This is a genomic window from Methylobacterium sp. CM6241, assembly GCF_054817845.1.
Genome location: NZ_CM139246.1, coordinates 3,943,310 through 3,968,027, shown reverse-complemented (window position 1 = coordinate 3,968,027; position 24,718 = coordinate 3,943,310). Strand labels below are relative to the sequence as shown.

Here is a 24,718-nt window from a genome sequence, read left to right as displayed (position 1 = left end):
TTTGCCCGACATCGCGGGCGCCTCGGCTCGGCCTGTCCTTCCACGCCGGCCAAGGCCGCACGACACGCATAACCGCACGGACATCCGCATGAGCATCGCCTCCGCCCTCGGCCTGACATCCTCGAAAAAGGTCCGCTACGCCTTCGTCGCCCTCGGAGACATCACGCAGGAAGCCATGCTGCCCGGCGTGAAGCACACCGGCAATTCGGAGGTCGTCGCCTTCGTCACCGGCGCCCCGGAGAAGGCGCGCGGCGTCGGCGCGCAATACGGCGTGACCGAATCCTATGGCTACGAGCAGTTCGACACGCTGCTGGCCTCGGGCACGATCGACGCGATCTATCTCGCCACGCCGAACTGGCGCCACGCCGAGTTCGCGGTGCCGGCGCTGAAGGCCGGCATCCATGTCCTCGTCGAGAAGCCGCTGGAGATCTCGGCGGAGAAGTCGAGAGAGATCATCGCGGCGCAGAAGGCCTCCGGCGCCAAGCTCATGGTGGCCTACCGGCTGCATTTCGAGCCCTGCACCCTGGCGACCATCGACCTGATCCGCTCCGGCCAACTCGGTGATCTCCTGACCTTCTCCTCGACCTTCACCCAGATGGTCTCGCCCGAAAACCACCGGGCGACGAGCGGCATCGAAGCGGGCCCGATCTTCGACATGGGTCCGTATCCGATCAACGCCGCCCGCTACATCTTCGGTGACGAGCCGACGGAGGTGGTCTCGGCCGTGGGCATCCGTCACCCCGAAGCCGGTCTCGGCGATTTCGACGACACCGTCGCGGTGACGCTCCGTTTCCCGCAGAACCGCATTGCGCAGTTCGTGCTGTCTTATTACGGCAATACCCTCGACAGCTATTCGGTCGTCGGCACCAAGGGCAGCGTCGAGGTCAACCCGGCCTACATGTACGGCAAGCCCCTGGAGCACACTGTCACGATCGGCGAGGACAAGAGCCACGCCAGCTTCAAGAACACCGATCATTTCGGCGGCGAACTGAAGTACTTTTCGGATTGCATTCTCGAGGACCGTGAGCCCGAGCCCGATGGCGAGGAAGGCCTCGCCGATCTCCGTGTGATCGAAGGCATCGTCCGCGCCCTGCAGACCGGCACGTCTCAGACCCTCGAACCCTTCACCCGCACCAAGCGCATCGACCCGAAGAGCCAGGAGCAGACGCTCTCGGCACAGAAATCGCCGGAACTCGTCAACACGTCGAATCCCGGAAAGGGCAAGGACAAGGTTCCGTTGAACTAGCCCGGCCGTTTCCAGACCGCCCCCGTCCCTCGCTCCACAAGTCCCGTAATGAATGACCGAGCCCAGGCGGGCACCGACCTCACCGTCGATGCACGGTGCAACTCCCGCGAGGCGTCGTCCTCGCGGGACGGACCCGTTCGCATCGATCCCGAGGGCACGGAATATCCGATCCAGGATTACGCCCCGCTCGGCGATGGCCGCTCCGTCGTCCTCGTCGGCCTGGACGGCGCGGTGGCGTGGTGGTGCGTCCCCGAAATGGATTCGCCGCCCCTGTTCGACCGGCTTCTCGAGCCGGACAACGGCGGCTATTTCCAGGTTCGGCCCGATGGCCCGTTCACGATGGAGCGGCGCTATCGCACCGATAGCAACGTGCTGGAGACGGTCTTCACCACCGCGACCGGCACCGCACGCGTGACCGAATCCCTCAATAGCAGCCGTGCCGGCCGCCTGCCCTGGTGCGAACTCGCGCGCCGGCTGGAGGGCGTCTCCGGCACGGTGACGTTCCGCATCCGCGCCGTCTTCGGCACGCGCGGCGACACCCTCTCGCCCTGGCTCCAGCCGACGCCCAATGGCTGCGTCTTCCATGTTGGCCCGGTGCTCGGGGTGATCCGCTTCAGCGACAACGTCCATGTCATCGAGGAGGAGGACCGCACCATCGCCGCCACGGTGACGGTTGAGGAGGGAGAGCGCGCGGTCGTGGCGCTTCTCGCCGGCGAGGACGAGCCCTTGGGCATCCCCACCATCGCGGAGATCGACGGACGCATCGATATCAGCGACGATGCCTGGCGGCTTTGGGCGGAGGGGCTGGGCTATGACGGCCCGCACCGCTCCGAAGTGCGGCGCAGCGGCCTCGCCCTGAAGCTGCTGCTCTACTCGCCGAGCGGCGCCATCGCGGCCGCCGCCACCTCGTCCCTGCCCGAACGGATCGGCGGGCCGAAGAATTACGATTACCGCTACGCCTGGATCCGCGATGCCGGCTACACCGTCAACGCCTTCCTGCGCATCGGCGCGATGCCGGAGGCGAAGGCCGCCTTCTCCTGGCTGATCGCGCGCCTGCACGAGCACGGGGCGCAGGTCTTCTACACCCTGCGCGGCGGCAAGGTGCCGGAGGAGACCTCCCTCGACCTCGCCGGCTATCGCGGCTCGCGTCCGGTCCGGGTCGGCAACGCGGCGGCGCGCCAGCACCAGCACGGGATCTACGGCGACATCTTCGAGACTGCGACCCTGTTCGTCGCCGACGGCAACATCCTCGACCAGAAGAGCGCGACGGTCCTGGCGGATCTCGCCGACGAATGCGCCGACCGCTGGCGCCAGAAGGATGCCGGGATCTGGGAATTGGAGGTCCCGCAGCATTACACGATGTCGAAGATCAGTGCCTGGCAGGCGCTCGCCCGCGCCGTCGAACTGGCGGAGGCCGGCCATATCGCGGCCACCTGCGTGCCGCGCTGGTCGCGCGAGCGCGACCGGATCCAGGCCTGGATCGAGGAGCATTGCTGGTCTGAGGCGCGCCAAGCCTATACGTTCTATCCCGGTACCGACCGACTCGACGCCTCCCTGATCCTGGCGGTCCGTTTCGGGTTCGACGGGCGCGAGCGCCTGTCCTCCACCCTCGACGCGATCCGCAGGGAACTCGGGCGCGGCCCGCTTCTCTATCGTTATTCGGGAGCCGAGAGGGAGGAGGGCGCCTTCATCGCCTGCTCGTTCTGGCTGGTGGAGGCCCTGGCCGAACTCGGCCGGCAGGACGAGGCCGAGGCGATCTTCACCGGCACGCTGCGCGCCGCCGCCAGGGGCGTCGGCGTGATGAGCGAGATGGTCGATCCGGAGACCGGCGACCATCTCGGCAACACACCGCAGGGCCTGAGCCATCTCGCCCTGCTTCACGCGGCCTGCACCTTGCGCGGCGACCGCGAACGAGACCTGAAAGCGGCACGATGACCGGCACCACCCTCGACACCCGCTCCGGCGCTCTCGGCCTGCCGGATGCGGCGCCCAGCCGGCATCCCGGCCTCGTCCTCACCGCCCTGGCGATGGGCGGCTTTGCCATCGGCACCACCGAATTCGCCACGATGAGCCTGCTTCCGTCCTTCGCTCCCGATCTCGGCATCGACGCGCCGACGGCCGGCCATGTGATCAGCGCCTACGCGCTCGGCGTCGTCGTCGGCGCGCCGGTCATCGCGGTGCTCGCGGCGACGATGGCCCGCAGGACGCTCCTCGTCGGGCTGATGGTGCTGTTCGCGCTGGGCAACGTCCTGTCGGCCCTGGCCCCGAACTATCACGGGATGCTGCTGTTCCGGTTCCTGGCGGGCCTGCCGCACGGCGCCTATTTCGGCGTGGCCGCCCTCGTCGCCGCCTCCCTCGTCCCCCGGGAGCGGCGGAGCCAGGCGGTCTCGCGGGTGATCCTCGGTCTCACCATCGCGACGGTGGCGGGCGTGCCCCTGGCCAACGTCGTCGGCCAGCTCGTCGGCTGGCGCTGGAGCTTCGGGCTCGTCGCCGTCCCGGCGTTGCTGACGGCGGTTTCGCTGCGGATCTTGGCGCCGCTCGGGCGACCGGCCTCGGGCGCCAGCGCCCTGCGAGAGCTTGGCGCCCTGCGGAGCGGGCAGGTCTGGCTCACGCTCGCCATCGGCGCCATCGGATTCGGCGGCCTGTTCTCGGTCTATACCTATCTCGCCTCGACATTGATCGAGGTCACCCGCGCGGGGCCCTCGGCGATCCCGCTGGTCCTCGCCGTGTTCGGCGTAGGCCTCACAATCGGCAACCTCGTCTGCGCCTGGGCCGCCGACCGCGCCCTGATGCCGGCGGCCGGGCTGACCCTGGTCTGGACGGCCGTGGCTCTGGCCCTCTACCCGTTCTCGGTGGGCAGCGTCTGGACCCTGGCCCCGGTGGTGTTCCTCATCGGCTGCGGCGGCGGCCTCGCCACCATCCTGCAGACGCGACTGATGGACGTGGCCGAGGATGCGCAGACCTTGGCTGCCGCGCTCAACCACTCGGCCTTCAACTTCGCCAACGCCCTGGGTCCCTGGCTCGCCGGCCTCGCCCTCACCGCCGGGTTCGGCCTGCCCTCCACGGGGTGGGTCGGCGTGGCCCTGGCGCTGGGCGGGTTGGCGCTCTGGGCCATCTCCGCGACGTCGATGCGCCGGACGGCTCGACCGCCGGCAACTTAGCCCGAGGAACGGCGACGCAGGAGGTCGAGCCGTTCACCGGACGGGTCTGTTCAAGCGGTCAGCGGCTGGATATCGAGCTGCATGCCACGTCCCCTGAGGACGCGGACGAGGCGGTCTTCGAGATCGTCGTCGAGCCCGTCCACCTGCATGTGGAGGTGGCTTCCCTTCGCCGTGCCCGTGACCCAGAGACGATACACCAGGCCCTCCTCGCGCAACTGCGTCAGAAGCCGCTCCGATCCGATCCGGTTGGCTTCGTCGTTCATCGCAATGAGGCTCGTGTCCATTCAGATCTCCCGTTACCGCCTAGGACAACGTTTCACGGCGATGTTTCGTCCTGATGTCCGGGAGACCTTTCCCGAACGAGGATAACGATTGGGCTCGGCCAACCGCCGACACCACGCGATGAGGCCTAGCAACGGGCGGGCCGCCAGCTCGGAGCATCTGCCGCCCGTGCATCACACGTCCCGGCTGAACCGGAGCCCTGGTGAGTTCGATTCCCGACGGGAGGTTCGAGCCGTTCACATTCGGGCTTAGCAGCTTCAAGAAGTTCAGCCGGCATCCTGCCCGATGCGCCGACGACTGCCGAGGGCATCGAAGGTGGTTGAGTGGGACCGGCATTAATCGTTCTTCATCATAATCGTTGACTGTCGTTTATCGCTCTTGGTCCGATAAACTCTTCCGACGGCTCCGACGCGGCGCCTGGAGACATGAGATGAAGTTCGGATCCGTTATCCTGCTGGGCCTCTTCGCGGCGTCCCCGGCCGCCCAGGCCTGGGCGCAGAGCCCGCGCGACGTGCCGATCACCGACGATCTTCGCCGCGAGGAGCGCATCGAGCGCCGCCTCGACCGGACCATGCCGCCGCCGGTGGACCCCAACGTGTCACCGGACAATCCGGACGGCGTCGTCGGCTTCGACGGCCCCCCCGGCATGTTCGAGAACGGCGTCGAGAACGGCAGCCCGATCCCCTCCGGCTCCCCAGTGGACGACGACGACGATTAGGCGCCGAACCGGCATCCCCTTCGACGGAGAGCGCTCTAGTTAGGGCCCGTGCCCGCCTCGTCCCACATGCGAAGCCGGCCCTCCCGCCCTCGGCCCGAGCTTTCCCGTTTGACGAGTGCTTCCCGTTTGACGAGCCTTCCCGTTTGATCAGCGTCCGCGCCCTGTCCTACAACATCCGTCATTGCCGCGGCATGGACGGGCGCGTGTCGCCGGACCGGGTGGCCGAGGTCATCGCTGCCAGCGGGGCCGATCTCGTCGCGCTCCAGGAGGTCGATGTCGGGCGCGCCCGGACCGGCGGCCTCGATCAGGCCGAAACCATCGCCCGGCGTCTCGGCATGGATCACCATTTCCATCCGGCCCTGCACCTGGCCGAGGAGCGCTACGGCGACGCCATCCTGACCCGCCTTCCGTCCCGGCTGGTCCGGTCGGGCATCCTGCCCGGCCTCGCGAACCGGCCCGGCCTGGAGCCGCGCGGCGCCCTGTGGGTGGAGGTGACGGCGAATGGCCGGATTCTGCAGGTCTTCAACACCCATCTGGGCCTGTCGGCGAAGGAGCGGATGGCCCAGGCGAAGGCGCTGCTCGGCCCCGACTGGACCGGATCGCCCGACTGCGTCTCCCCCTTCGTCCTGATGGGAGATTTCAACGCCATCCCGCAATCCGCCGCCTACCGGCGGCTCGGCGCGCATCTCGTCGATGCGAGGCGGATCGCCGGGCAGAAATCCGGCTCCGCCACCTTTCCGAGCCGCTGGCCGCTGCTGCGGATCGACCATGTCTTCGTCGGGCCGGAGGTGCGGGTGCGACGCATGGAAGTCGTGCGCACGCCGCTCGCCCGCCGCGCCTCGGACCACCTGCCCCTCCTGGTGGAGTTGGAGATCGGTCCGGCCGCGGACTGACCCGGAGCCTCGAATGCGGGGAGAGGGCGGGGCGGTCCGGCTTCGGTTGCCCGAAGTCTTCAAGACGATCTCGACCGCGGGAGCGACACGAACCGCCGTCGAGCGAGCGCCGCACGCCCATCTTGCCAAGTCGAGGATGGGAAACGCGACGCTATCGCCGCGGATCGGAGGATGTCGATGACGTGAGGGAGCAAACCGCGGCCAAACGGCTTGTCCCCCCGGCGATGCGACAGGCATCGACCCTGTTCGAGGTTCAATCGGGAATTGCATGGCCGAGGATGTGACGTCGTCAGGCTACGAGTGGACGCTGGCCAGCTTCACCGACACCATCCATCGTGGCGGCGTCGCCCTGTGGGCCTGGTCGCCGACGCGCAGGTTGGCCCAGCTCGACGGGCTCTGCCGCGAGTTCTGGGGGACGTCCGAATCCGTCGTCCCCATCGACGATCTCTTCGCGCGCGTGAATGCGGAGGACCGCCGCGCCATGATGCTCGACTGGGCGGCGAGCGAGGCCGATTCCCATCCCTACAGTTTCGACTTTCGCATCGGCGACGGCCCTGACGCACGCTGGGTCTCCGCCCGCGGGGTGGGGGGAGAGTCCGGCAAGGTCGGCGAGTGGGTCCAGGCCATCTTTCTCGACGTGACCCGGCAGAAGCGCGCCGAAGAAGCCGAGCACCTCCTCACGGCGGAACTCGCGCACCGTGTCTCGAACATGTTCTCCGTCGCCCGGGCGCTGACCGCCATCGTCGCCCGGGGCGCCACCTCGACTCCTCACTTCGCCGAGGACCTGTCGCAACGCTTCGGCGTGCTGCACGAGGCGACGGCCCTGGCGACGCGGGCACAGGCCGGGGACCACGGCAATGTCAGGCTTCGGACGCTGGCCGAGCGGATCCTGTCCCCCTACCTCGACGGCGGCAACATCGAGATCGACGTCGAGGACGCCGCCGTGGCGCCTCCCGGCAAGGTCAACGATTACGCCATGATCCTGCACGAGCTCGCCACCAACTCGGCCAAGTATGGCGCCCTCTCGGGAGGCGGCACGCTGACAGTGACGGGTCGCGTGTCGGAGGGAACGCTCACGCTCAACTGGGAGGAGACGTCGGCCTCCTCGGGGACGGTCACGGCCGATGGGGGCGGGTTCGGTTCCCGACTGCTGAGACAGACCATCGAGCGCAGCCTGGGCGGCCGTTTCACGCGTCGGATCGACGAGACCGGGCTCGGCTTCGAGATGAATGTCCCGGCCGCCTGAACGACCGCCCCTCCCTCTTCACGTCGCTCGCCAGTCACAACACGCGTCAGGAAACTCGACATGGCCCACGTCCTCGTCATCGGCGCCAGCCAGGGCATCGGCCTGGAAACCGTGAAGGCGGCCCTGGCGGCCGGCCATCGCGTGCGCGCCTTCGCCCGATCCGCCGCGACCATGTCGCTGTCGGGCCAAGCGCTGGAACGCTTCCCCGGCGACGCCTTGAACGCCGCCGACGTCACATCCGCCCTGGAGGGCATCGACGTCGTGGTGCAGGCCCTGGGCGTGCCGGCGAAGAACCTGCTCGGGCCGGTGACCCTGTTCTCGGCCGCCACCAACGTGCTGGTGCCGGCTATGGAGAAAGCCGGCGTGCGGCGCATCCTCGCCGTGACGGGCTTCGGCACCGGCGACAGCCGTGACGCCATCGGCCTGCTGCAACGCATCCCCTTCCGCCTCGTCTTCGGGCGGGCCTATGACGACAAGGACGCCCAGGAAATGCGGATCCGCCGCTCTGGCCTGGACTGGACCTTCGTCCGGCCGGGCGTCCTGACGCCCGGCTCGGCCACTGGACGCTACAAGATCCTGACGGAGCCCGCATCCTGGCGGAACGGCCTGATTTCCCGCGCCGACGTGGCCCACTTCATCGCCGGTGAGATCGACGGGCACTCCTATGCGCGCAAGGCCGTCGTCCTCGTCGGCTAGGGCACGCTCCGCCGAAGGGGATGCCGTTTCGGCGCAAACGAGCGCGGCGCAACAAGGGTCGGGTGGTTGAAGAAATTCGACCGATGGTACCCGATCCGAGCGTCGGAGATGGATCGGGGAGCAGCGTCTGCTTCTGGCGGGGAGTTGGCAGAAACAGACACAGCCGTCGCGCCCGCTTTCGACCTGTTACAGAAGGTCGGAAGGTCTGCGGCTGGGTCGGGTGGAGACCAGACAATCGGCTCCGTGACTGACTGGGTCTTCTGCCCGTTCCCACATTAATGTCCGCTAAAAACGAGAGTTTGGATTGGCAGCATCAATGCCTGAATACGTAGGATCATGGCGTGGACCACGGCGGTGGCATCGACCGCATGGAGGATCAAGCTTCTGGTGGTGCTGAGCTTGCCCGAGTTAATCAGGTCGTGGTTGCTGGTATATGCATTGGCGATACAGCTGCTGCCCGGTTTCACGCCTTCGAGCCCACCCGCGTAGAGCGGCTCGAGAAACACCGTGATCGTTCCGGGGCGAACGACCTGCTGCGCATCGATGAGCTGCTCGCCGCCACGAAATTGTCCGGCGGCAATGAAGTCCTGCACGCTCGTCACCACCATGGGGATCACGGTCCAGGGTTTGGAGACGCAGGTGATCTCGGCCAGCATCCCCACCTTCATGACCTGAGCTTCGATCTGCCCGAACCCCGCCGTAATGGCTTTCCGTCCGGCACCTTCGGGGATCAGCACGCCTGCCGGTCGCATGATCGGATTGACGATGTCGCCGACCCGCAGGGTGAACTGCTCCACTCGTCCATCAACGCCGGCCCGGATGGTGGTCTTCGCGATCTCTACAGTGGCTTGGGCAAGAGCAGCTTCTGCACTGGCTTTCTGGGCGGGGAGAAGACTGCTGACCTGCGCTTCGGCCGTCTGCTTGGCCGCCGTCGCAGCCGCGACCGCGCCGCGCCGGCCGTTCACGACATTCTGAAGCCGCTCGATCTCGCGAAACGCGACGATCCCAGCGCCCCGCCGGTTCAGCTCCTGCTTCGTCTCCAGTTCGTCGATGGCCTGCTGTAGGCCGCTCCTCGCCTCCTGAGCCTTGCCTTCGGACGCCGCAATCTCTGATCGCGCCGCCACCATCGCCGCCTCGACCTCGGCGATCTTACGCCGAGCCGCCTCGGCCGCCGCCTCCTGGGTCGCGCTGTCCAGGCGGAAGATGGGTTCGCCCTTCTTGACCTCGCCGCTGATGCTGTTGACGTAGATCTCGGCGACACGTCCGCTGGCCTCCGAGACAATGGGAACGGTCCGGTAGTACAGGGTCGCGGTCTTCGTAGATGGGTGATAATAGAAGATCACCGTGATGAGACCCACGGAAAGCATCAGGCACGAGACGATGCCCCACCTCAGCTCGAACCACACCGAGTAGAGCGTGATCTCCTTGCCGAACCGCTTGCCCTGGCCGAAGCGTCGGAAAAGATAGTCCGGCAGGATTGTCAGCACCGAGCACAGTAAGATCTCAAGCATGGATCAGGTCCTCGTCGTGCTGACCGGGACGATCCTCGGGATGGGCCGTAAGACGGGCGAGACATCTTCCCGGGGGACGCTGGCCGACCCGCTGTCCTCCGACACCTCGGCAGCCCCCGTTCCTGGAGGGAGGCCCGCGATCCGTTCGAGCGCCCCCGCCATGCGACCGAGCGTCCCTCCGAAGTTTGGGATGTCGATCAAGGCAAGCAGGAGGCCCATCACCCAAAACAGATGGATATGCGTGAAGAGGGCGAGCAGCCCCAGCACGGCGACGATCTCGAACTGCAGCTTGTGGCTCTTGTGGGCCATCCGTTCGGGCAAGGTGTGCAGGCGCAGGAACAGAAGCCCCGCTGCCATCACCACAAGGACGAGGACCACGGCCATGACCGACATGAACACGTCAGTCCCGTCTGCCGCCGGCATGAATATTGGCAAATGATGCGGTGCAGCCGGGTTGATCGCGTCGGACATGTTGGCCCCCAATAGAAATGGTGACGCAATCGAATCACGGCCTCGCATAGTTCAACGGCGCATCAAACGCCTGAACCGCTCTCTGGAGGGGTCAGGATACACAAACATATTACGTTTGTATCGTCTATAACTGATTTTTGCCGCTGGATACTGGTGTTCTGCAGGCAGCGGATTTTCGTCCGTCAGCTGCCGATAAGCATCCACCTGCTGCGCGGCTGCACTCGAGACGCCATGCAGCCGGGACAAGGAGCGATGACCGTTCGCTCATGAGGACAGCTGAAAACCACCCTCCACGGCAAGGTTGGATCGACAGCGGAACGTCCGCTTCGGGACGAGGGACCAAAGTCTGGTTGCCGCCGCGAGCCGACGTTGCCGGCCCGCCAACAGATGACTGCTCGTAAGGAGTACCCATGGCGAACCAAGCGGCCGGGTTGGGTCGGAAACTCCCCCGACGGCGGGTACCGAACGTCGGATTTTCATCACCTCAGCTGAGACGGACCCATTGTGGTCGGGCGCAGCTCTAGGATCGGGGCTTGCCCCGGAGCGTGATGCGCGTCAGCTCGGAGGATGTCCCGAGCCTCAAGGCGAAGCCGGGCCACAGCCCCGTGCCGTTGTTGACGTAGAGCGTCATGGCGCCGACCGCGTATGCGCCGGAGACGAAGCCGGCATTGGCGCGAGCGACCAGCCGGTCGAGGCCCCAGATCATCCCGCCATGCGTGTGCCCGGAGAGTTGCAGGGCCACACCTTTCGCGGCCGACCGCGCCGCGCCCCTCGGCTGATGGTCGAGCAGAACGATGGGGGCATTGGGCGGCGCACCGGCCAAAGCGGCGTCGAGGTCGTGCACCGGCCGTCTCGAATGCGAGGCCGGCAGGTCGGTCACGCCCGCGAGGACCAAGGCATCGCCACCGCGCTTCAAGACCGTGTGCCGGTTCTCGAGCACGCCCATGCCCAGTTCGGCATAGCGACGCATCCACCCCGCATAGTCGAAGAAGTATTCATGGTTGCCGGGGATCACCCAGACCCCGTCCGGGGCCTGGAGACCACGCAGCGGTTCGACGTCGGCGCGGCGCGATGCGAGGGCCCCGTCGATCAGGTCGCCGGTCACCACCACGAGATCGACGCCGAGCGCGTTGGATCGCGTCACCACCTCCCGCGCCCATGCCGCCGGGAACAGGCGGCTGAGATGCAGGTCCGTCAGCTGGAGCAGGGTGAAGCCGTCGAAGCCGGCCGGAAGGTTCTCGATCTCGACGGTGACGTCCTTGAGCGGCGGCACCCGCACCGCCTGCTGCACCGCCACCGCCGACAGGAGCATGGCCAGCGCAGCCTCGGCGTAGCGCCAGCCGGCCGGGATCGCCCAGCCGCCACCGGGCACGAGCCTGGAGGCCAACGCCACGACGTCGAGCGCCAGCTGCATCGCCGCCAGGAGGAAGATCGCCCCGAAGGCCCAGTTGAACAGCAGGATCAGCACCCGCGGAAACTCGGGCGCGAAGACCGAACCGGACGAGAGGCGGCTCCACAGATGGTATTGCGACGCGACGAGCAGGAGGACGGCAATGCCGGCCTTCACGGCGAACGGCCATGGAAGCGGCCCCAGGACCCTGGTGACGACGTACAGGCAGGGCAGACCGAAGATCAGGTGAAACATGCTCTCGTATCGGCGACGGTGGACGATCGGCACGGAGCCGATGCTGCGCCCGAACGGAACGAGGCCATATCACCGACCGCGCGACGAGGGACGCATCGATCCGCCTCGCAGGCACCATCAGGTGCCGCCGAGCACACCGGCTGTGCGCGAAGCGTTCCATCCGTTGGATCGCCCCCCCTATGACGCCTCGGCGGGCTGCGCCGCCCCGGCCAGTGCCGGCTGCTGACCCGCGACCGCGTTTGCCCCCTCGCGGCGGCGGGCGAGGGCGCGGTGACGGCGCCAGGGCCGCCAGGCATCGGCGAGACCGACGGGATCTCCGAGATGGAAGGCCTCGACGAGGCGCACGACGGGCCCGCGCCTTGAGGCCACGAGCGAGCACAGCCGGCGGGCCGGGACGAGGGCGGGATCGTCGATCGCCGCGAGCAGCCCCTTCTCCCGCACCGCCTCCTCGAAAGCGTCGCGCGGGCAGCCGGCGTGATGGGCGATCAGGCCGTTCCTCACCCGCGCGATGGCGATGCGCCGCACATCGCCCGCGTCGCCATCGAGCACTTCGAGGGCGAGATCGCATTCGGTGTCGTAGCCCATGGACCGGTTGTTCAGGTTCGTCGACCCGACCCGGAGCATCCGGTCGTCGAAGATCGCGACCTTGGAATGGACGAGGATCGGACGGCCCTGAAGCGTATGCGGCGCGAGGATGCGCAGGCGGCCATACCGGTCCGCCGCGCGAAGCCGGGCGATGAGGCCGCGCCTCGCCCCGTCCATGGTGATCCGGTCGAAGCCGTTCGGGCTGCGTTCGGCGAGCACCACGACGATGTCGGGACCTTCCGGCTCGGCGAGGCGCGCGGCCAGGGCCTCGGCGATGAGCGGAGAGGTGAAATACTGGTTCTCGAGATAGATGTGACGGGACGCGCGGCGGATCGCCAGCAGATAGAGCGCCTCGTTCTCGCGGATCGCATCCCCCGATTCCCGTGCCGGTATCGTGCGGGCGAGCCCTACCGTCACGTCCTCGAAAAGCGGCGTCACCGAATCGGGCCAAGGATCGGGGAGGGAAGGATCGGACAGGGTAGAATGGGGGAGGGAAGGACCGCGTGCGTCCGTGCCGACCGGTCCGGACACGGCTGAACCGCTGCGCCCGCTCGTCGCCTCCTGCCAGCGTTGGCGGGCGAGATCGGACAACGCCGACGCGGCCGCACCGTCGACGAGCATCATGACGTCGTGGCGCGGCGGGTAATCCTCGCCGGTCGGCAGACGCCGGAGCGGGTCACGGTCCCGATGGGCGGGCGTGTCCCAGCGGTTCACCTCGAAATCGCTGCCGCCGCTGAAGGCGATGCGGTCGTCCACCACCAGCACCTTCTGGTGCTGGCAGGCCCCGAAGGGGAGGCGGGAATCGACGACGTACTCGATCCCCGGCCCGAGCAGGGCGCGGATGTCGTCGGGCTTGAGATCGGTGCCGGCGGAGATCGGCCATGGCATGTCCCAGATCAGGAGACGGATCTCGACCTCGGGCCGCGTCGCCTTCAGGCGCCGCAGCAGGTCGGCCATGGTCTCGCGGTCCGCCTCTCCCTGGGGCGTCAGCCGCACGCGCGGATCGAAGCTCCAGCCGATCAGCATCACGGAGGATCGGGCCTTGAGGATCGCCTCGCGCGACGCGGCGAAATAGGCGGCGCCGTCGTGCAGGATCGCCACGCGGGCCGCCCGCTCCTGGCGCCAGCAGGTCGCGCCGGGAACCAGCCAGGATGTCAGGGGGGCCGGCATGGCGGGCACGGCATGGCCGTGATCCAATGCTGCCGGCTGGGACGGGCCGCTCATATCAACTGTCTCGCTTCACTGGTTCGACGCCACTGCTCTCATGCCGTTGCCCTCATGCCGGTGTCCTCATGCCGCCGTCGCCGCCTGCCTGGCCTGCATCTTGTGCCGCACGCGGCGCCGGGTGAGGGCGACGGCGGCCACCGTGGCGGCGAAGCCGAGACCGAGAAAGAGCCAATGCTCGGTCGTATCGCTGCCGGCCGCGCGCCCGATGATTCCGAGATAAACGCAGACGACGGTGCCCGGCAGCATCCCGAGGATGGTCGAGACGAGATAGGCGCCCATGCCGACCTCGGTGAGACCGAGCGCGTAGTTCTGGGCATTGAAGGGGACGAAGGGGCTCAGCCGCATCAGGGTGAGAAGGCGCCACCCGCCATCCCCCACCGCCTCCATGGTAGCCACCATGGTCGGGCGGCGCGCGATGAGGCGGCGCAGCCGCTCGCGGAACAGGTAGCGGCTGGCGATGAAGGCGAGGACGGAGCCCGCCGTGGCCGAGACCAATGCGATGGGCATGGCCCACCATCCGAAGGCGACGGCCCCGGCGATGGTCAGCGGCGTACAGGGGATCACCAGCAGGGTCGCGAGAAAGAAGAGCCCACCGAAGGCGAGGGGGCCGAGCAGGCCGAGGCCCGCGGTCCATTCGGCGAAGCCGCGCAGCCATTCGTCCATCGGCAGCAGCAGCCAGGCGCCCGCCAGTGCGAGGATCGCGAGGACAGTCACGCTCCAATATCGGATCTCCCCGCCCGTCACGCCTTCCCCTCACTCCTTACCCTGGCCCACCTCGCCCTGGTCCACCTCGCCCCGGTCATGGGTCGACCCATCCCCGCATCTTGCACTGCAGCACGAAACCGTGGCCAGATGCCGGAGCGGGTTCGGCGTCATGGCCGGGGCCTGTCCCGCCTTTTGCATGTGCGACAAAGGCATATGCGACAACGGCGCTGAAGCGCCCTGGTTCGCGGAGGATCGTTAGCATCGCATGACGCGGCGCAGAACCGCTCGGCCCCTGCCCTGTGTGAATGTTCCCGGGCGGGGAACATGCCATGGGCTCTGCGGCATGATGCGAGACCGTCGCGACGCGAGGCCGGCGGCCGATGCCGGGACGGGGTTCGGATGGAGCGGGATTTGGACGAAGCAGAATCTGGACGAGGCGAAGTTCCCATGAAGCAGACATCGACGGAACGCAGCGCCAGCCCGACATTCGATCAGATTCGCCGGCGCGCCTACGAACTCTGGGAGCGTAATCACCAGCCGATGGGATTCGAAATTGAATTCTGGCTGATGGCCGAGAAAGAGCTGAGGGCGGAGCGGGAACGCGCGGCGAAGGCGGAGGCAACCGGGACCGACGAGACTTCCCCGCCCATGCAATCGTGACCGGGCGTCGAGTCATCTCGCTCGTCGGCATCGTTGTTCCGCCACCTCACCGACAAACCGACCGAACAAGTGCATGCATCTTCTAGCCGACTACACGAGAAAGACCGGTTAAATTGCAGATGTAGGAACAAAAACCTTATCTATGTGGAAACAAAAGTCTCATCGCGTCGGTCTTTAGCTTTAGAAAATATTCAGACCTTCGGTGGATCTTGGGGGTGGATATTTTCCACACATCCCCCCTCTGTCGCGGAACGCCGTCATGCTGAGCCGTCTTTCCCTGCGCGCGCGCCTCATCGGCGCCTTCGCGGTCACGACGCTGTTTCTGCTCGGGATGGGGGCGGTCGCGCTGACCGCGACACGGACGATCAACGCACAACTGGTGGCGGTCCAGTCGGATTCCCTGCCGAGCGTCGCCAAGGCCGGTGAGATCTCCGGCTTGGTCGCGCGCTACGCGATCAGCATCTACCGCCATCTGGCCGCGATCGACCCCGATTCGAAGAAGCGCTACGATTCCGAGATCGTCGAGCGGCAGGGCAGGGTCACGCGCGTCCTCGCCGAATACGCCCCCCTCGCGACCTCCGCGCGCGAGCGAGCGATCTACGACCGCCTCAACGCGACCTGGCTCGACTACCTCAAGGAGAACAAGCCGATCCTCGACCTCTCGCGCAGCGGGATGAACGAGGATGCGCTCGAGCGGATGCAGGGCAGATCGACCGAGCTTCAGCGCCTGAGCACCTCGCTGGCCGACCAGCTCGTGACCGTCAACAACGAGGCCGCGGAAGCATCCCGGATCGAAGGACGGGAAGCCTTCGCCCACACAGAGACCATCGTCCTCGGCGCCGGCATCGGCGGCCTCGTGCTCTCGGCCCTGCTCGCGTTCTGGATCGTCCGCGGTGTCACCGGAGGCATCGCCTCGGTGGTCCAGCCCATGCAGGCGCTGGCCTCGGGCGACCTGTCTGTGGCGATCCCGCGCCAGGGGGAGGGAACCGAGATCGGCACGATCGCGGACGCGGTGCAGGTATTCAAGACACGCCTCATCGAGATGAGGGCGATGGAAGAGGAGACCGTGCTGGCACGGGCGGGCGCCGAAGCCCAGCGCCACGCCGCCATGCATCAGATGGCGGGGGATTTCGAACAGGCCGTGGGCGGCATCATCGGCACCGTGGCGGCGTCGGCGAACCAGCTCCAGGGCACGGCGCAATCGATGACGACGACGGCCACGCAGACCGCCTCGCAATCCCTGGCGGTCGCGGCGGCAGCCGAGCAAGCGGCCTACAACGTCAACACGGTGGCGGCCGCGACGGAGCAGCTCGGCTCCTCGGTGCAGGAAATCGGCCGTCAGGTCGATGGATCGGCCCGGCTCGCCACCCTCGCGGTGAACGAGGCGGCCCGGACCGCCTCCCTCGTCCAGGAGCTCAGCCTGGCGGCGGGCAAGATCGGTGACGTCGTCTCGATCATCTCGGAGATCGCCGGACAGACCAACCTGCTGGCGCTGAACGCCACCATCGAGGCGGCGCGGGCCGGTGAATCGGGCCGGGGCTTCGCCGTGGTCGCCGCCGAGGTGAAGCAGCTCGCCAGCCAGACGACGCGGGCCACCCAGGAGATCGGCGACCAGATCGGCCGCATCCAGACCTCCACGGGAGAGGCGGTCGCGGCGATCGGAACCATCGCCGCGCGGATCGGCGAGATCAGCACCGTCGCCACCTCCATCGCCGCCGCCGTCGAGGAACAGGGCGCCGCGACCCAGGAGATCGTCCGCAACGTCGCTCAGGCGGCCGTGGGGACGGGTGAGGTCACCACCAACATCTCCAGCGTGGCGAACGCGGCCGAGGAGACCGGCGCCGCCGCGAGCCAGGTCCTGGCCTCGGCCTCCGACCTGTCGCAGCAATCCGAGCATCTCAGTCTCCAGGTCGCCCGCTTCCTCGCCACCGTGCGAGCCGCCTGACCGACCACGCGGGACGCTCTCCGCGCCGATGCGGGACGTGCGTGATCTGTGGCTTTCGTGCCTTGAGGCGAGGCGAAACGGCCCCCGGCCTGCCTATGGAGGAGGCATCCGGCGCACTCGCCCGACCTTGCCCGTAATGTGAGTTTTGTTGGCATCGATCTTGTTACGTCACTCCCGCGCGGCCGGCGGCGATCGTCCGTGCAGACGGCACGAAGCGGAGTGATGTTGATGACCAAGGGCACGATGAACCGTCGCCATGCGCTCAAGCTCGGTTTGGCAGGGGCGGGCGGCGCGGTGGCGATGCCGTTCTTTGCCCGGAACGGGTTGGCGGCGGAGCCGATCAAGCTCGGCAGCCTCCTCGACGGGACCGGGGCGCTCGGGCTCGAAGGCAAGCGGATGATCGAGACCACCGAATACACGGTGGAACTGCTCAACAAGGCCGGCGGCCTGCTGGGCCGTCCGATCAAGCTGATCGCCTACGACACCCAGTCCAACATGCAGCTCTATACGCAATACGCCCAGACCCTCGCCCTGAAGGACAAGGTCGACGTCATCCAGGGCGGCATCACCTCGGCCTCGCGCGAGGCGATCCGGCCGATCTTCGGCCGTTCCAAGACCCTCTATTTCTACAACACCCAGTACGAGGGCGGTGTCTGCGACCGTAACGTCTTCTGCACCGGCTCGACCCCGGCCCAGACCGTCAACCACATCGTCGATTACGCCCTCAAGAACTGGGGCAAGAAAGCCTACATCGTCGCCGCGGACTACAATTACGGCCACATCACCGCGAGCTGGATGACGAAGTTCATGAAGGATGGCGGCGGCTCCGTGGCCGGCACCGACTTCTTCCCCCTCGACGTCACGAACTTCTCCTCCGCCATCAGCCGCATCCAGCAGGCCCAGCCGGAGATCGTCCTCTCCGCCCTCGTCGGCGCCAACCATTCGGGCTTCTACCGGCAGTGGGACGCCGCCGGCATGAAGGGCAAGATCCCCATGGGCGCCAGCGTGTTCGGCCTCGGCGACGAGCTGACCACCATGGACACCTCCACCACCAACGGCATCCTCACCTGCTACGGCTGGTACAACGACCTCGACACGCCCGCGAGCAAGGCCTTCGTCGCCGGCATGCAGGGGAAGTTCGGCGCCGACGTCACCGATCTCAGCGAGCTCGACACCGCCACCTACGAAGGCATCATGTTCTGGGCGGAAGGGGTAAAGAAGGCCGGCTCGGTCGAGCGCGACGCCGTCGTGGCGGCGCTGGAGAGCGGCATCACCATCGACTCGCCCACGGGCAAGGTGACGATGGATCCGGGCACCCACCACACCATCCGCAACACCTACCTCGCCCGGCCCAAGGACCGGAAATGGGAGCAGCTGGCGGCCTTCCCGGATTCGTTCCCGGCCGATACCGGCGGCGCCTGCGACCTCGTCAAGAATCCGCGCATGAACAAGCAGTTCACGCCCGACCTGAAGGGCTGAGGCGCTTCTTCATGGATCTCGCGGGGCTCCTGACCTTCAACGTCGCCACCGGCATCGCCACCCTGGTCCTGATCACCCTCGGTCTCGGGGTGATCTACGGCATGATGCGCATCATCAACCTCGCCCACGGCGAGTTCATGATGCTCGGCGCCTACACCGCCGTGATGGCGAACGGCGCCGGGGTGAACATCTGGATCGCCATGCTGGTCCTGCCGCCCCTGGTGGTGGGGGCGGTGGGGCTGATCCTCGAACGCACCGTCATCCGCTTCCTCTACGGGCGGATGATGGACACGATGCTGGCGACCTGGGGCATCAGCCTCGGGTTGATCGGCCTGATCACCACGCTTTACGGCAACGTCGTTCGGGGCGTCTCGACGCCGGTCGGGAGCTTCGAGATCGGCCGCTACGGCGCCAGCCTCTACAGCCTCGTCATCATCGCCACGGCGCTCGCCGTGCTGACCGGCATGTTCCTCCTCCTGCGCATGACGAAGTTCGGGCTGATCCTGCGCGCCACCATGCAGAACCCACGCATGGCCGCCGCCATGGGCGTTTCGCCCGACCGCATCTACATGGCGACGTTCGGCCTCGGCGCGGCCCTCGCGGGGCTGGCCGGCGGCATCCTCGCGCCGATCTCCGGCGTCTCCCCATCCATGGGGGCGGCCTACATTTCCCGCGCCTTCATCACCGTGCTGGGCGGCGGCCCCGCCATCGTCACGGGCACGGGCCTCGCCTCCTCGGTGTTCGGCTTCATCAACGAACTGGTCTCGTTCAGGACCACGCCCGTCATCGGCGACGTCGCCCTCCTCGTCGCCGCGATCCTGCTGATCCGCGTGCTGCCGCAGGGCATCACCGGCCGCTACCTGAGGCGCAGCCTATGAATCCCGTCGACCGTCGCTCCTCAGGGGGCTTCCTCGCGACCCTCTGCGTCATGCTCGGCCTCCTATTCGGGGCGCCGCACATCCTCGACACGTTCGGCCTCGTCCAGGCCACGGGCTTTGCAGCACTCGCCATGTTCGCCCTGAGCCAGGGCTTCATCTGGGGCTATGGCGGGGTGATGTCGTTCGGGCAGGCCGCCTTCCTCGGGCTCGGCGGCTACGCCTACGCCGTCTCCATGATCAACATGGGCGACAGCACGCTGCCCATCCTCATCGCCATCCTGGTGCCGACCCTGTTCGCGGGGCTGCTCGGCTACTTCATGTTCTACGGCCGGATCTCCGACGCCTATATCGGCGTCATCACCCTCACCGTCTCGGTGATCCTGTTCCAACTCGTGAACACCACCTCCGGCAGCCAGTACCGGATCGGCGAGGCGGAACTCGGCGGGTTCAACGGCATCCCGGCGATCCCCGCCCTCAACAAGCTCGGCGACGCGGGCAACCCGCTCGACAATGACGGCATCTGGTACGCCGCCATGGGCGCGCTGATCCTGGTCTACGCATTGTTGCGCTGGGTGCTGGCCAGCCGCTTCGGCCGCGTCGTGGTAGCGATCCGCGAGAACGAGACCCGGGCGCAGCTCATCGGCTACGATCCGCGCCTCTACAAGCTCCTCGCCTTCATGATCTCGGGCGCGGTCGCCGGGCTCGCGGGCTGCCTCTACGCCAATTGGGGCGGCTTCATCAGCCCCACCGTGTTCGGCCTGTCGATGTCCGCGCAGGTCATCATCTTCGTGCTGGTGGGCGGCCTCGGCACCCTCGTCGGCCCGATGCTCGGCGCGGTGCTGATCCAGTGGCTCATCATCGAGGCCGGTTCGCAGAACGTGGTCGATTCCAATCTCGGCCTCGGCATCGTCCTCGTGGCGTTCGTCCTGCTGATCCCGCAGGGGCTCCTGCCGGTGGTGAGGAACCTGCTGATGCGGATCCCCGAACTCCTCGCCAAGGTCTTCAGGACCAAGGCGGGCAAACCCGCCGATCCCGCCCGCGAGGCACTGGCAGGGGAGGTCCGGCCATGAGCATCACCACGACAGCGACGGCGCCGGCTTCCTCAATCCGCCCGCCGCTTCGCCCGCTCGTCGAGGCCAAGGGCGTCACCATGCGCTTCGGCGGCGTGACGGCGGTGGGCAATGTCGACTTCACCCTCGGCGAGGTGGAGCTGCGCTGCCTCATCGGCCCCAACGGCGCGGGCAAGAGCACCTTCTTCAAGATGCTCACCGGACAGTTGACGCCCACCGAAGGCAGCATCCGCTTCCGCGACACGGACATCACGGGGGCCGAGCCGCACCGGATCGCGAGGCTCGGCGTCGGCATCAAGACCCAGGTGCCGAACGTCTTCAACGGCCTGTCGGTGCGCGAGAACGTGTTCGTGGCGGCAGGGCGGCGCAAGTCCATCGCCCGGACGCGGTCCATCGTCGACGAGACCCTGACGCGGCTCCAGCTCACGGCCATTGCCGAACGCAATGTCGGCCAGCTCGCCCACGGCCAGCGCCAATGGGTCGAGATCGCCACCGTGCTGGCCCAGGAACCGGAGCTGATCCTCCTCGACGAGCCCGCCGCCGGCATGACCCATGACGAGGTCCACCGCACCGCCGAGCTCATCCGCGAGATCAACCGCACCCATGCCCTCATCGTGGTGGAGCACGACATGCCCTTCATCCGGATGATCGCCAGGACCGTCACCGTCTTCAACCAGGGCCGCATCCTGATGGAGGACAGCGTGGAGCGCGTGCTGGCCGACCAGCGCGTCCGCGACGTCTATCTCGGCAAGCAGGCCGCATGAGCCCCGCGATGAATGCGATCGAACCGCTCCCGCTCTCCTCCGGCCCGGACGCCGTCCCGGCGGCGAAGCCCGCGCTCCTGTCCGTCGAGGGCCTGCATTCCGGCTACGGCCGCATCCCGATCCTCGGCGGCGTCTCGCTCACCGTGGGGGAGGGCGAGTTCGTGGGCATCCTCGGCCATAACGGCATGGGCAAGACGACCCTGCTGCGCACCCTGATGGGCTACCTGCCCGTCACCGCCGGCCGCATCCGCCTCGGGGGCGAGGACATCGCCCGGCGCTCGCCCACGGCGCGGGCGCGGCTCGGCATGGGGTTCGTGCCTCAGGGCCGGGAAATCTTCGCCACGTTGAGCGTGCGCGAGAACCTGCGCATGGGCTGCCTCCTCTCCGACAGGGACGAGGACGAGACCATCGCGGACATCCTCACCGTCTTCCCCCGGCTGAAGGCCTATCTCGACCGGCCGGGCGGGGCGCTGTCGGGGGGCGAGCAGCAATTGCTGGCGCTGGCCCGCTGCCTCTGTGGCAACCCCCGCATCCTCCTCCTCGACGAACCGACGGAGGGGATCCAGCCCTCGATCATCGAGGAGATCATCGAGACGCTGCAGGCGATCGGCCGGGCGCGCGGCCTGACGATCCTCCTCGTCGAGCAGAACCTCACCTTCATCGCCGGCCTCTCCGAGCGAGTGCTGATCCTGCAGAAGGGCGTCGTCACCCGTGAGATCCCGCCCGAGATCGCCCGCGACCGGGCGATGATCGAGGAATTCGTCGGCATGGAATGAGGCCGCCGGCCCCATCCCGTACGCCCTTTCCATTCCAACCAAGGAGACATCCAGCGATGGCTGCCGAACCGACGCTAAGCCCCGACCTCGACATCGTCGAGATGACCCTGGCCGACGTGGCCGACGCTTTCGCCAGCGGCGTCACCTCGGAGGCGCTGACGCTGGCCTTCCTCGACCGGATCGCCGCCTACAACCCGCATTACAACGCCATCATCGTCATGAACCCGCAGGCGCTGGACGACGCCCGCGCCATCGACGCGCGCCGCGCCGCCGGCGAAACGCTGGGACCGCTGGCCGGCGTGCCGGTGGTGATCAAGGACCCGATGGACATGGCCGGGCTACCGACCACGGCGGGCTGGCGCTTCCTCAGCGCGCAAGCCGGCGGCGTCGACCTGATCCCCGAGACCGACTCGCCCGTCGTGGCGCGGATGCGGGCGGCCGGCTGCGTCATGCTCGGCAAGACCAACGTCCCCGTTCTCAGCGCCACCGGCAGCCACGCCAACGACAGCTGGGCCGGACCGACCCTGAATTCGGCGGCGCCCGATTGCCTGCCGGGCGGCAGCAGCGCCGGCACGGCCACGGCGGTGGGCGCCAGCCTCGCGGTGCTCGGCCTCGCCGAGGAGACCGGTGGCTCGATCCAGAACCCGGCCTCGGCGCAGGGACTGGTCGGCATCAAGCCGACCTTCGCCCTCGTCCCCAATGCCGGCGTGGTGCCGCTGGCCGGCAGCACCCGCGATGTGGTCGGCCCCATCGCCCGCTGCGTGCGCGACGCCGCCCTGACCCTCGACGTGCTGGCCGGCTACACCGCCGCCGACCCCAAGACCGTGGCGGGCATCGGCAAGCGGCCCAAGGGCGGCTACACCTCGAAGCTCGACAGGAACGGGCTGCAGGGCAAGCGCCTCGGCCTGTTCGGTCCCGGCTGGCGCGACCTGCCGCTCTCGGCCGAGGCGACGGACCTCTACGCGCGGGCGCAGAGCGAGATCACCGCCTGCGGCGCGACGCTCGTCGCCGATCCGTTCGTCGGCACGGGCTTCGCCGCCCTCGCCGAGCCCACCGAAGGCCTGAACTATTTCGATGCCCGCGGCATGGAATCCGTGCCCTACGACCTGCATCTCTACCTGCAGCGCCTCGGGTCGAGCGCGGCGCTGCCGAGTGTCGCGGCCTTCGCCGAGGCGACGGCGGACGAGGATGCGTTCGGCCCCAAGGGCGTGCTGCGCTACCTGCACCAATATCCGGTCTTCGAGGCGATCCTGGCCGATCCGACGCGCCCGCCCGACCTGTCGGACTTCCTCGCTCTCAGAGAGGCTTATCTCGACATCTTCAACCGGGTCATGGACGAGAATGGGCTCGACGGGCTCGTCTTCCCGCAGATGCGCGATGAACTGCCGCCCCTGCATGGCGGCCTTGCCATCAACGAGACCACGGTCTGCGAGATCAACATCGCCGGCCTGCCCGGCGTGACGCTGCCGGCCGGGGCCTATGCCAGCGGCTCGCCGTTCAACTTGATCTTCGTGGGACGGATGTGGAGCGAGGCCGACCTCCTCGGCTTCGCCTATGCCTACGAGGCGGCCACCGGCTACCGCAAGGCGCCGAGCCTGGTGAGGCCAAGCTGAGGACGGAGCGCGCGATCGAGCCCTCCTCCCCCCTTGTGGGGAGGAGCTGGAGGTGGGGGTGGTCGAGCGACCCTCAGCTTACGGAGGCTGGCGGAGCCACCCCCACTCCTAACCTCTCCCCACAAGGGGGAGAGGGACGCGCTCTGCCTGCAGACGTGGATGAGCGGATCCAGAAGCCCACAAGAGAGATTGGACCTCCCTCAGCCGAGGGTGACACCATCCGCCGTGGCGATCGTCCCGCCCTCGACGACCTCGAGATAGATCCCGAGGTCCACATGCCCGAAATGCTTCATGATGGCTTTCGGCAGGTTCGCGTCGCGCTCGGCGGTCTTCGGGTTGACGTTGACGGCGCCGCACCGCGGCGTGCGGGCGAGGCCGCGCAGGCGCACCGGGCCGATGCTCAGTTCGCGCCCCACCCAATCGAGCTCCTGCCACGGCTCCAGCCCGTCGAGATGGATGTTGGCGCGGAAGCGCAGGGGATCGAGCTCCTGCCCCGTCGCCTCGGACAGCGCCCGCACCGAGGCGAGGTTTACCACCGAGATCGCCCGCATCATCACCGGTGAGAGCACGCTGGCATCGGTGAACTTGTGGTTCTCACTCCGCACGAGTCGGGGTCGCCCGCGCGTCTCCTCGCCGAGGTAATCGGCGAAGAAATCCTCCGTCCCGACGCGTCCGGTCTCGGTGGAGAGGTCGGCGGCGAACACCTCCTCCCCGCCGCGCCGGATCGTCAGGCGATGGCTTTCGGGGTCGAGCCGCGTCGCGAGGGAAGCCAGCGCCGTGTTGTTGCGCAGCATCAGGAAGAAGCCCTTGTCCAGGGGCTCCGGCCTCGCAGGGTCGAACCGGGTGGTCCCCAGCGCCAGGGCGTATTCCCGGTCATGGGCGAGCCCGTCCTGCGGGGTGACGCTCAGGCGTGTCAGGGCCTCGGCCGACAGACCCTTGATCGGATAGCGGTAGAGGGCGTCGACGGCGGGCATGGCGGGTTCCTCGAAGATGTGCCCCCTCGATGCCGGGGGCGGGGGCGATGCGCCATACGCTGTTTTGCGCAGGGGATTCGGGTCCGGCATCGACGATGCGCCGGAAACGAAAAAGCCGGCTCCGCGCGAACGGAGCCGGCTCTCTGACGATGTCGAAGCCGCAGGCCCCCGAG

General features: G+C 67.8%; 22 protein-coding genes. 15 read left to right on the top strand and 7 right to left on the bottom strand.

The window, feature by feature from the left end:
* Positions 1 to 88: 88 nt before the first annotated feature.
* From ACYQR9_RS18615 to ACYQR9_RS18605, 3 genes are read left to right on the top strand one after another with little or no spacing between them, the layout of a single operon-like run.
* Positions 89 to 1,246, top strand: a complete 1,158-nt coding sequence (locus ACYQR9_RS18615) for a Gfo/Idh/MocA family protein (RefSeq protein WP_461227654.1) — start codon at positions 89 to 91, stop codon at positions 1,244 to 1,246.
* 48 nt (positions 1,247 to 1,294) lie between these two features.
* A complete protein-coding gene (locus ACYQR9_RS18610; protein ID WP_461227653.1) occupies positions 1,295 to 3,181 on the top strand; it encodes a glycoside hydrolase family 15 protein in 1,887 nt (628 codons plus the stop codon).
* A complete protein-coding gene (locus ACYQR9_RS18605) occupies positions 3,178 to 4,407 on the top strand; it encodes an MFS transporter (RefSeq protein ID WP_461227652.1) in 1,230 nt (409 codons plus the stop codon). Before ACYQR9_RS18610 ends, ACYQR9_RS18605 begins: the two co-directional genes overlap by 4 nt.
* Before the next feature lie 50 nt (positions 4,408 to 4,457).
* Here the strand turns inward: ACYQR9_RS18605 and ACYQR9_RS18600 are convergent, their stop codons facing one another.
* Positions 4,458 to 4,691, bottom strand: coding sequence for a hypothetical protein (locus tag ACYQR9_RS18600; RefSeq protein ID WP_207411897.1), 234 nt, complete (start codon positions 4,689 to 4,691; stop codon positions 4,458 to 4,460).
* A gap of 428 nt (positions 4,692 to 5,119) precedes the next feature.
* Between ACYQR9_RS18600 and ACYQR9_RS18595 the strand changes: the two genes are divergently transcribed.
* From ACYQR9_RS18595 to ACYQR9_RS18580, 4 genes are all read left to right on the top strand, one after another.
* Complete coding sequence (locus ACYQR9_RS18595) at positions 5,120 to 5,407, top strand: hypothetical protein (protein ID WP_056425399.1); 288 nt, start codon at positions 5,120 to 5,122, stop codon at positions 5,405 to 5,407.
* Between the two features lie 143 nt (positions 5,408 to 5,550).
* Positions 5,551 to 6,300, top strand: a complete 750-nt coding sequence (locus ACYQR9_RS18590; RefSeq protein WP_461227651.1) for an endonuclease/exonuclease/phosphatase family protein — start codon at positions 5,551 to 5,553, stop codon at positions 6,298 to 6,300.
* Between the two features lie 268 nt (positions 6,301 to 6,568).
* Positions 6,569 to 7,546, top strand: a complete 978-nt coding sequence (locus ACYQR9_RS18585) for a sensor histidine kinase (RefSeq protein WP_461227650.1) — start codon at positions 6,569 to 6,571, stop codon at positions 7,544 to 7,546.
* Between the two features lie 60 nt (positions 7,547 to 7,606).
* The gene (locus tag ACYQR9_RS18580) at positions 7,607 to 8,242 is read left to right on the top strand and encodes an NAD(P)-dependent oxidoreductase (protein WP_461227649.1); all 636 of its coding nucleotides are present in this window, start codon (positions 7,607 to 7,609) and stop codon (positions 8,240 to 8,242) included.
* 275 nt (positions 8,243 to 8,517) lie between these two features.
* Here the strand turns inward: ACYQR9_RS18580 and ACYQR9_RS18575 are convergent, their stop codons facing one another.
* The 5 genes from ACYQR9_RS18575 to ACYQR9_RS18555 all read right to left on the bottom strand — a co-directional run bounded on the left by ACYQR9_RS18575 (position 8,518) and on the right by ACYQR9_RS18555 (position 14,344).
* Positions 8,518 to 9,753, bottom strand: a complete 1,236-nt coding sequence (locus tag ACYQR9_RS18575) for an HlyD family secretion protein (RefSeq protein ID WP_056425407.1) — start codon at positions 9,751 to 9,753, stop codon at positions 8,518 to 8,520.
* A gap of 3 nt (positions 9,754 to 9,756) precedes the next feature.
* Positions 9,757 to 10,224 (bottom strand): hypothetical protein, encoded by a 468-nt coding sequence (locus ACYQR9_RS18570; RefSeq protein WP_461227648.1) that lies wholly within the window; start codon positions 10,222 to 10,224, stop codon positions 9,757 to 9,759.
* Positions 10,225 to 10,744: 520 nt separating this feature from the next.
* Positions 10,745 to 11,869, bottom strand: a complete 1,125-nt coding sequence (locus ACYQR9_RS18565) for a metallophosphoesterase (protein ID WP_461227647.1) — start codon at positions 11,867 to 11,869, stop codon at positions 10,745 to 10,747.
* 177 nt (positions 11,870 to 12,046) lie between these two features.
* The gene (locus ACYQR9_RS18560; RefSeq protein WP_461227646.1) at positions 12,047 to 13,678 is read right to left on the bottom strand and encodes a phospholipase D-like domain-containing protein; all 1,632 of its coding nucleotides are present in this window, start codon (positions 13,676 to 13,678) and stop codon (positions 12,047 to 12,049) included.
* A 66-nt stretch (positions 13,679 to 13,744) separates the two neighbouring features.
* A complete protein-coding gene (locus ACYQR9_RS18555; protein ID WP_082470202.1) occupies positions 13,745 to 14,344 on the bottom strand; it encodes a TVP38/TMEM64 family protein in 600 nt (199 codons plus the stop codon).
* Positions 14,345 to 14,833: 489 nt separating this feature from the next.
* Here ACYQR9_RS18555 and ACYQR9_RS18550 point away from each other — a divergent pair, with 489 nt between their 5' ends.
* From ACYQR9_RS18550 to ACYQR9_RS18515, 8 genes are all read left to right on the top strand, one after another.
* Positions 14,834 to 15,046 carry a DUF2934 domain-containing protein gene (locus ACYQR9_RS18550; RefSeq protein WP_056425418.1) on the top strand — a complete coding sequence of 71 codons (213 nt, stop codon included), beginning with the start codon at positions 14,834 to 14,836 and terminating at the stop codon, positions 15,044 to 15,046.
* Positions 15,047 to 15,305: 259 nt separating this feature from the next.
* Positions 15,306 to 16,991 (top strand): methyl-accepting chemotaxis protein, encoded by a 1,686-nt coding sequence (locus ACYQR9_RS18545; protein WP_461227645.1) that lies wholly within the window; start codon positions 15,306 to 15,308, stop codon positions 16,989 to 16,991.
* Between the two features lie 228 nt (positions 16,992 to 17,219).
* A complete protein-coding gene (locus ACYQR9_RS18540; RefSeq protein WP_461227644.1) occupies positions 17,220 to 18,470 on the top strand; it encodes an urea ABC transporter substrate-binding protein in 1,251 nt (416 codons plus the stop codon).
* Positions 18,471 to 18,481: 11 nt separating this feature from the next.
* Entirely contained in the window at positions 18,482 to 19,348 is an 867-nt protein-coding gene (locus ACYQR9_RS18535; protein ID WP_311273805.1) for an ABC transporter permease subunit, read from the top strand.
* Positions 19,345 to 20,418: a branched-chain amino acid ABC transporter permease gene (locus ACYQR9_RS18530; protein ID WP_461227643.1), complete on the top strand. Its 1,074-nt coding sequence runs from the start codon at positions 19,345 to 19,347 to the stop codon at positions 20,416 to 20,418. The genes ACYQR9_RS18535 and ACYQR9_RS18530 overlap by 4 nt, the downstream gene beginning before the upstream one ends.
* The gene (locus tag ACYQR9_RS18525) at positions 20,415 to 21,182 is read left to right on the top strand and encodes an ATP-binding cassette domain-containing protein (protein WP_056425434.1); all 768 of its coding nucleotides are present in this window, start codon (positions 20,415 to 20,417) and stop codon (positions 21,180 to 21,182) included. The genes ACYQR9_RS18530 and ACYQR9_RS18525 overlap by 4 nt, the downstream gene beginning before the upstream one ends.
* Positions 21,183 to 21,190: 8 nt before the next feature.
* Positions 21,191 to 21,958: an ABC transporter ATP-binding protein gene (locus ACYQR9_RS18520; protein WP_244477995.1), complete on the top strand. Its 768-nt coding sequence runs from the start codon at positions 21,191 to 21,193 to the stop codon at positions 21,956 to 21,958.
* A gap of 56 nt (positions 21,959 to 22,014) precedes the next feature.
* Positions 22,015 to 23,571, top strand: a complete 1,557-nt coding sequence (locus ACYQR9_RS18515; RefSeq protein ID WP_056425437.1) for an amidase — start codon at positions 22,015 to 22,017, stop codon at positions 23,569 to 23,571.
* A gap of 200 nt (positions 23,572 to 23,771) precedes the next feature.
* On the opposite strand, the gene ACYQR9_RS18510 is transcribed toward ACYQR9_RS18515, so the two are convergent.
* Complete coding sequence (locus tag ACYQR9_RS18510; protein WP_056453071.1) at positions 23,772 to 24,545, bottom strand: MOSC domain-containing protein; 774 nt, start codon at positions 24,543 to 24,545, stop codon at positions 23,772 to 23,774.
* Between the last annotated feature and the right edge of the window lie 173 nt (positions 24,546 to 24,718).

What these genes read in the sequence shown, in the direction of transcription:
- ACYQR9_RS18560 (WP_461227646.1), bottom strand. Translation starts at nt 13,678, where the DNA reads ATGAGCGGCCCGTCCCAGCCGGCAGCATTGGATCACGGCCATGCCGTG.
- ACYQR9_RS18565 (WP_461227647.1), bottom strand. Translation starts at nt 11,869, where the DNA reads ATGTTTCACCTGATCTTCGGTCTGCCCTGCCTGTACGTCGTCACCAGG.
- ACYQR9_RS18580 (WP_461227649.1), top strand. Translation starts at nt 7,607, where the DNA reads ATGGCCCACGTCCTCGTCATCGGCGCCAGCCAGGGCATCGGCCTGGAA.
- ACYQR9_RS18595 (WP_056425399.1), top strand. Translation starts at nt 5,120, where the DNA reads ATGAAGTTCGGATCCGTTATCCTGCTGGGCCTCTTCGCGGCGTCCCCG.
- ACYQR9_RS18545 (WP_461227645.1), top strand. Translation starts at nt 15,306, where the DNA reads ATGCTGAGCCGTCTTTCCCTGCGCGCGCGCCTCATCGGCGCCTTCGCG.
- ACYQR9_RS18550 (WP_056425418.1), top strand. Translation starts at nt 14,834, where the DNA reads ATGAAGCAGACATCGACGGAACGCAGCGCCAGCCCGACATTCGATCAG.
- ACYQR9_RS18515 (WP_056425437.1), top strand. Translation starts at nt 22,015, where the DNA reads ATGGCTGCCGAACCGACGCTAAGCCCCGACCTCGACATCGTCGAGATG.
- ACYQR9_RS18530 (WP_461227643.1), top strand. Translation starts at nt 19,345, where the DNA reads ATGAATCCCGTCGACCGTCGCTCCTCAGGGGGCTTCCTCGCGACCCTC.
- ACYQR9_RS18585 (WP_461227650.1), top strand. Translation starts at nt 6,569, where the DNA reads ATGGCCGAGGATGTGACGTCGTCAGGCTACGAGTGGACGCTGGCCAGC.
- ACYQR9_RS18600 (WP_207411897.1), bottom strand. Translation starts at nt 4,691, where the DNA reads ATGGACACGAGCCTCATTGCGATGAACGACGAAGCCAACCGGATCGGA.
- ACYQR9_RS18525 (WP_056425434.1), top strand. Translation starts at nt 20,415, where the DNA reads ATGAGCATCACCACGACAGCGACGGCGCCGGCTTCCTCAATCCGCCCG.
- ACYQR9_RS18575 (WP_056425407.1), bottom strand. Translation starts at nt 9,753, where the DNA reads ATGCTTGAGATCTTACTGTGCTCGGTGCTGACAATCCTGCCGGACTAT.
- ACYQR9_RS18570 (WP_461227648.1), bottom strand. Translation starts at nt 10,224, where the DNA reads ATGTCCGACGCGATCAACCCGGCTGCACCGCATCATTTGCCAATATTC.
- ACYQR9_RS18610 (WP_461227653.1), top strand. Translation starts at nt 1,295, where the DNA reads ATGAATGACCGAGCCCAGGCGGGCACCGACCTCACCGTCGATGCACGG.
- ACYQR9_RS18605 (WP_461227652.1), top strand. Translation starts at nt 3,178, where the DNA reads ATGACCGGCACCACCCTCGACACCCGCTCCGGCGCTCTCGGCCTGCCG.
- ACYQR9_RS18535 (WP_311273805.1), top strand. Translation starts at nt 18,482, where the DNA reads ATGGATCTCGCGGGGCTCCTGACCTTCAACGTCGCCACCGGCATCGCC.
- ACYQR9_RS18615 (WP_461227654.1), top strand. Translation starts at nt 89, where the DNA reads ATGAGCATCGCCTCCGCCCTCGGCCTGACATCCTCGAAAAAGGTCCGC.
- ACYQR9_RS18555 (WP_082470202.1), bottom strand. Translation starts at nt 14,344, where the DNA reads ATGGACGAATGGCTGCGCGGCTTCGCCGAATGGACCGCGGGCCTCGGC.
- ACYQR9_RS18510 (WP_056453071.1), bottom strand. Translation starts at nt 24,545, where the DNA reads ATGCCCGCCGTCGACGCCCTCTACCGCTATCCGATCAAGGGTCTGTCG.
- ACYQR9_RS18540 (WP_461227644.1), top strand. Translation starts at nt 17,220, where the DNA reads ATGACCAAGGGCACGATGAACCGTCGCCATGCGCTCAAGCTCGGTTTG.
- ACYQR9_RS18520 (WP_244477995.1), top strand. Translation starts at nt 21,191, where the DNA reads ATGAATGCGATCGAACCGCTCCCGCTCTCCTCCGGCCCGGACGCCGTC.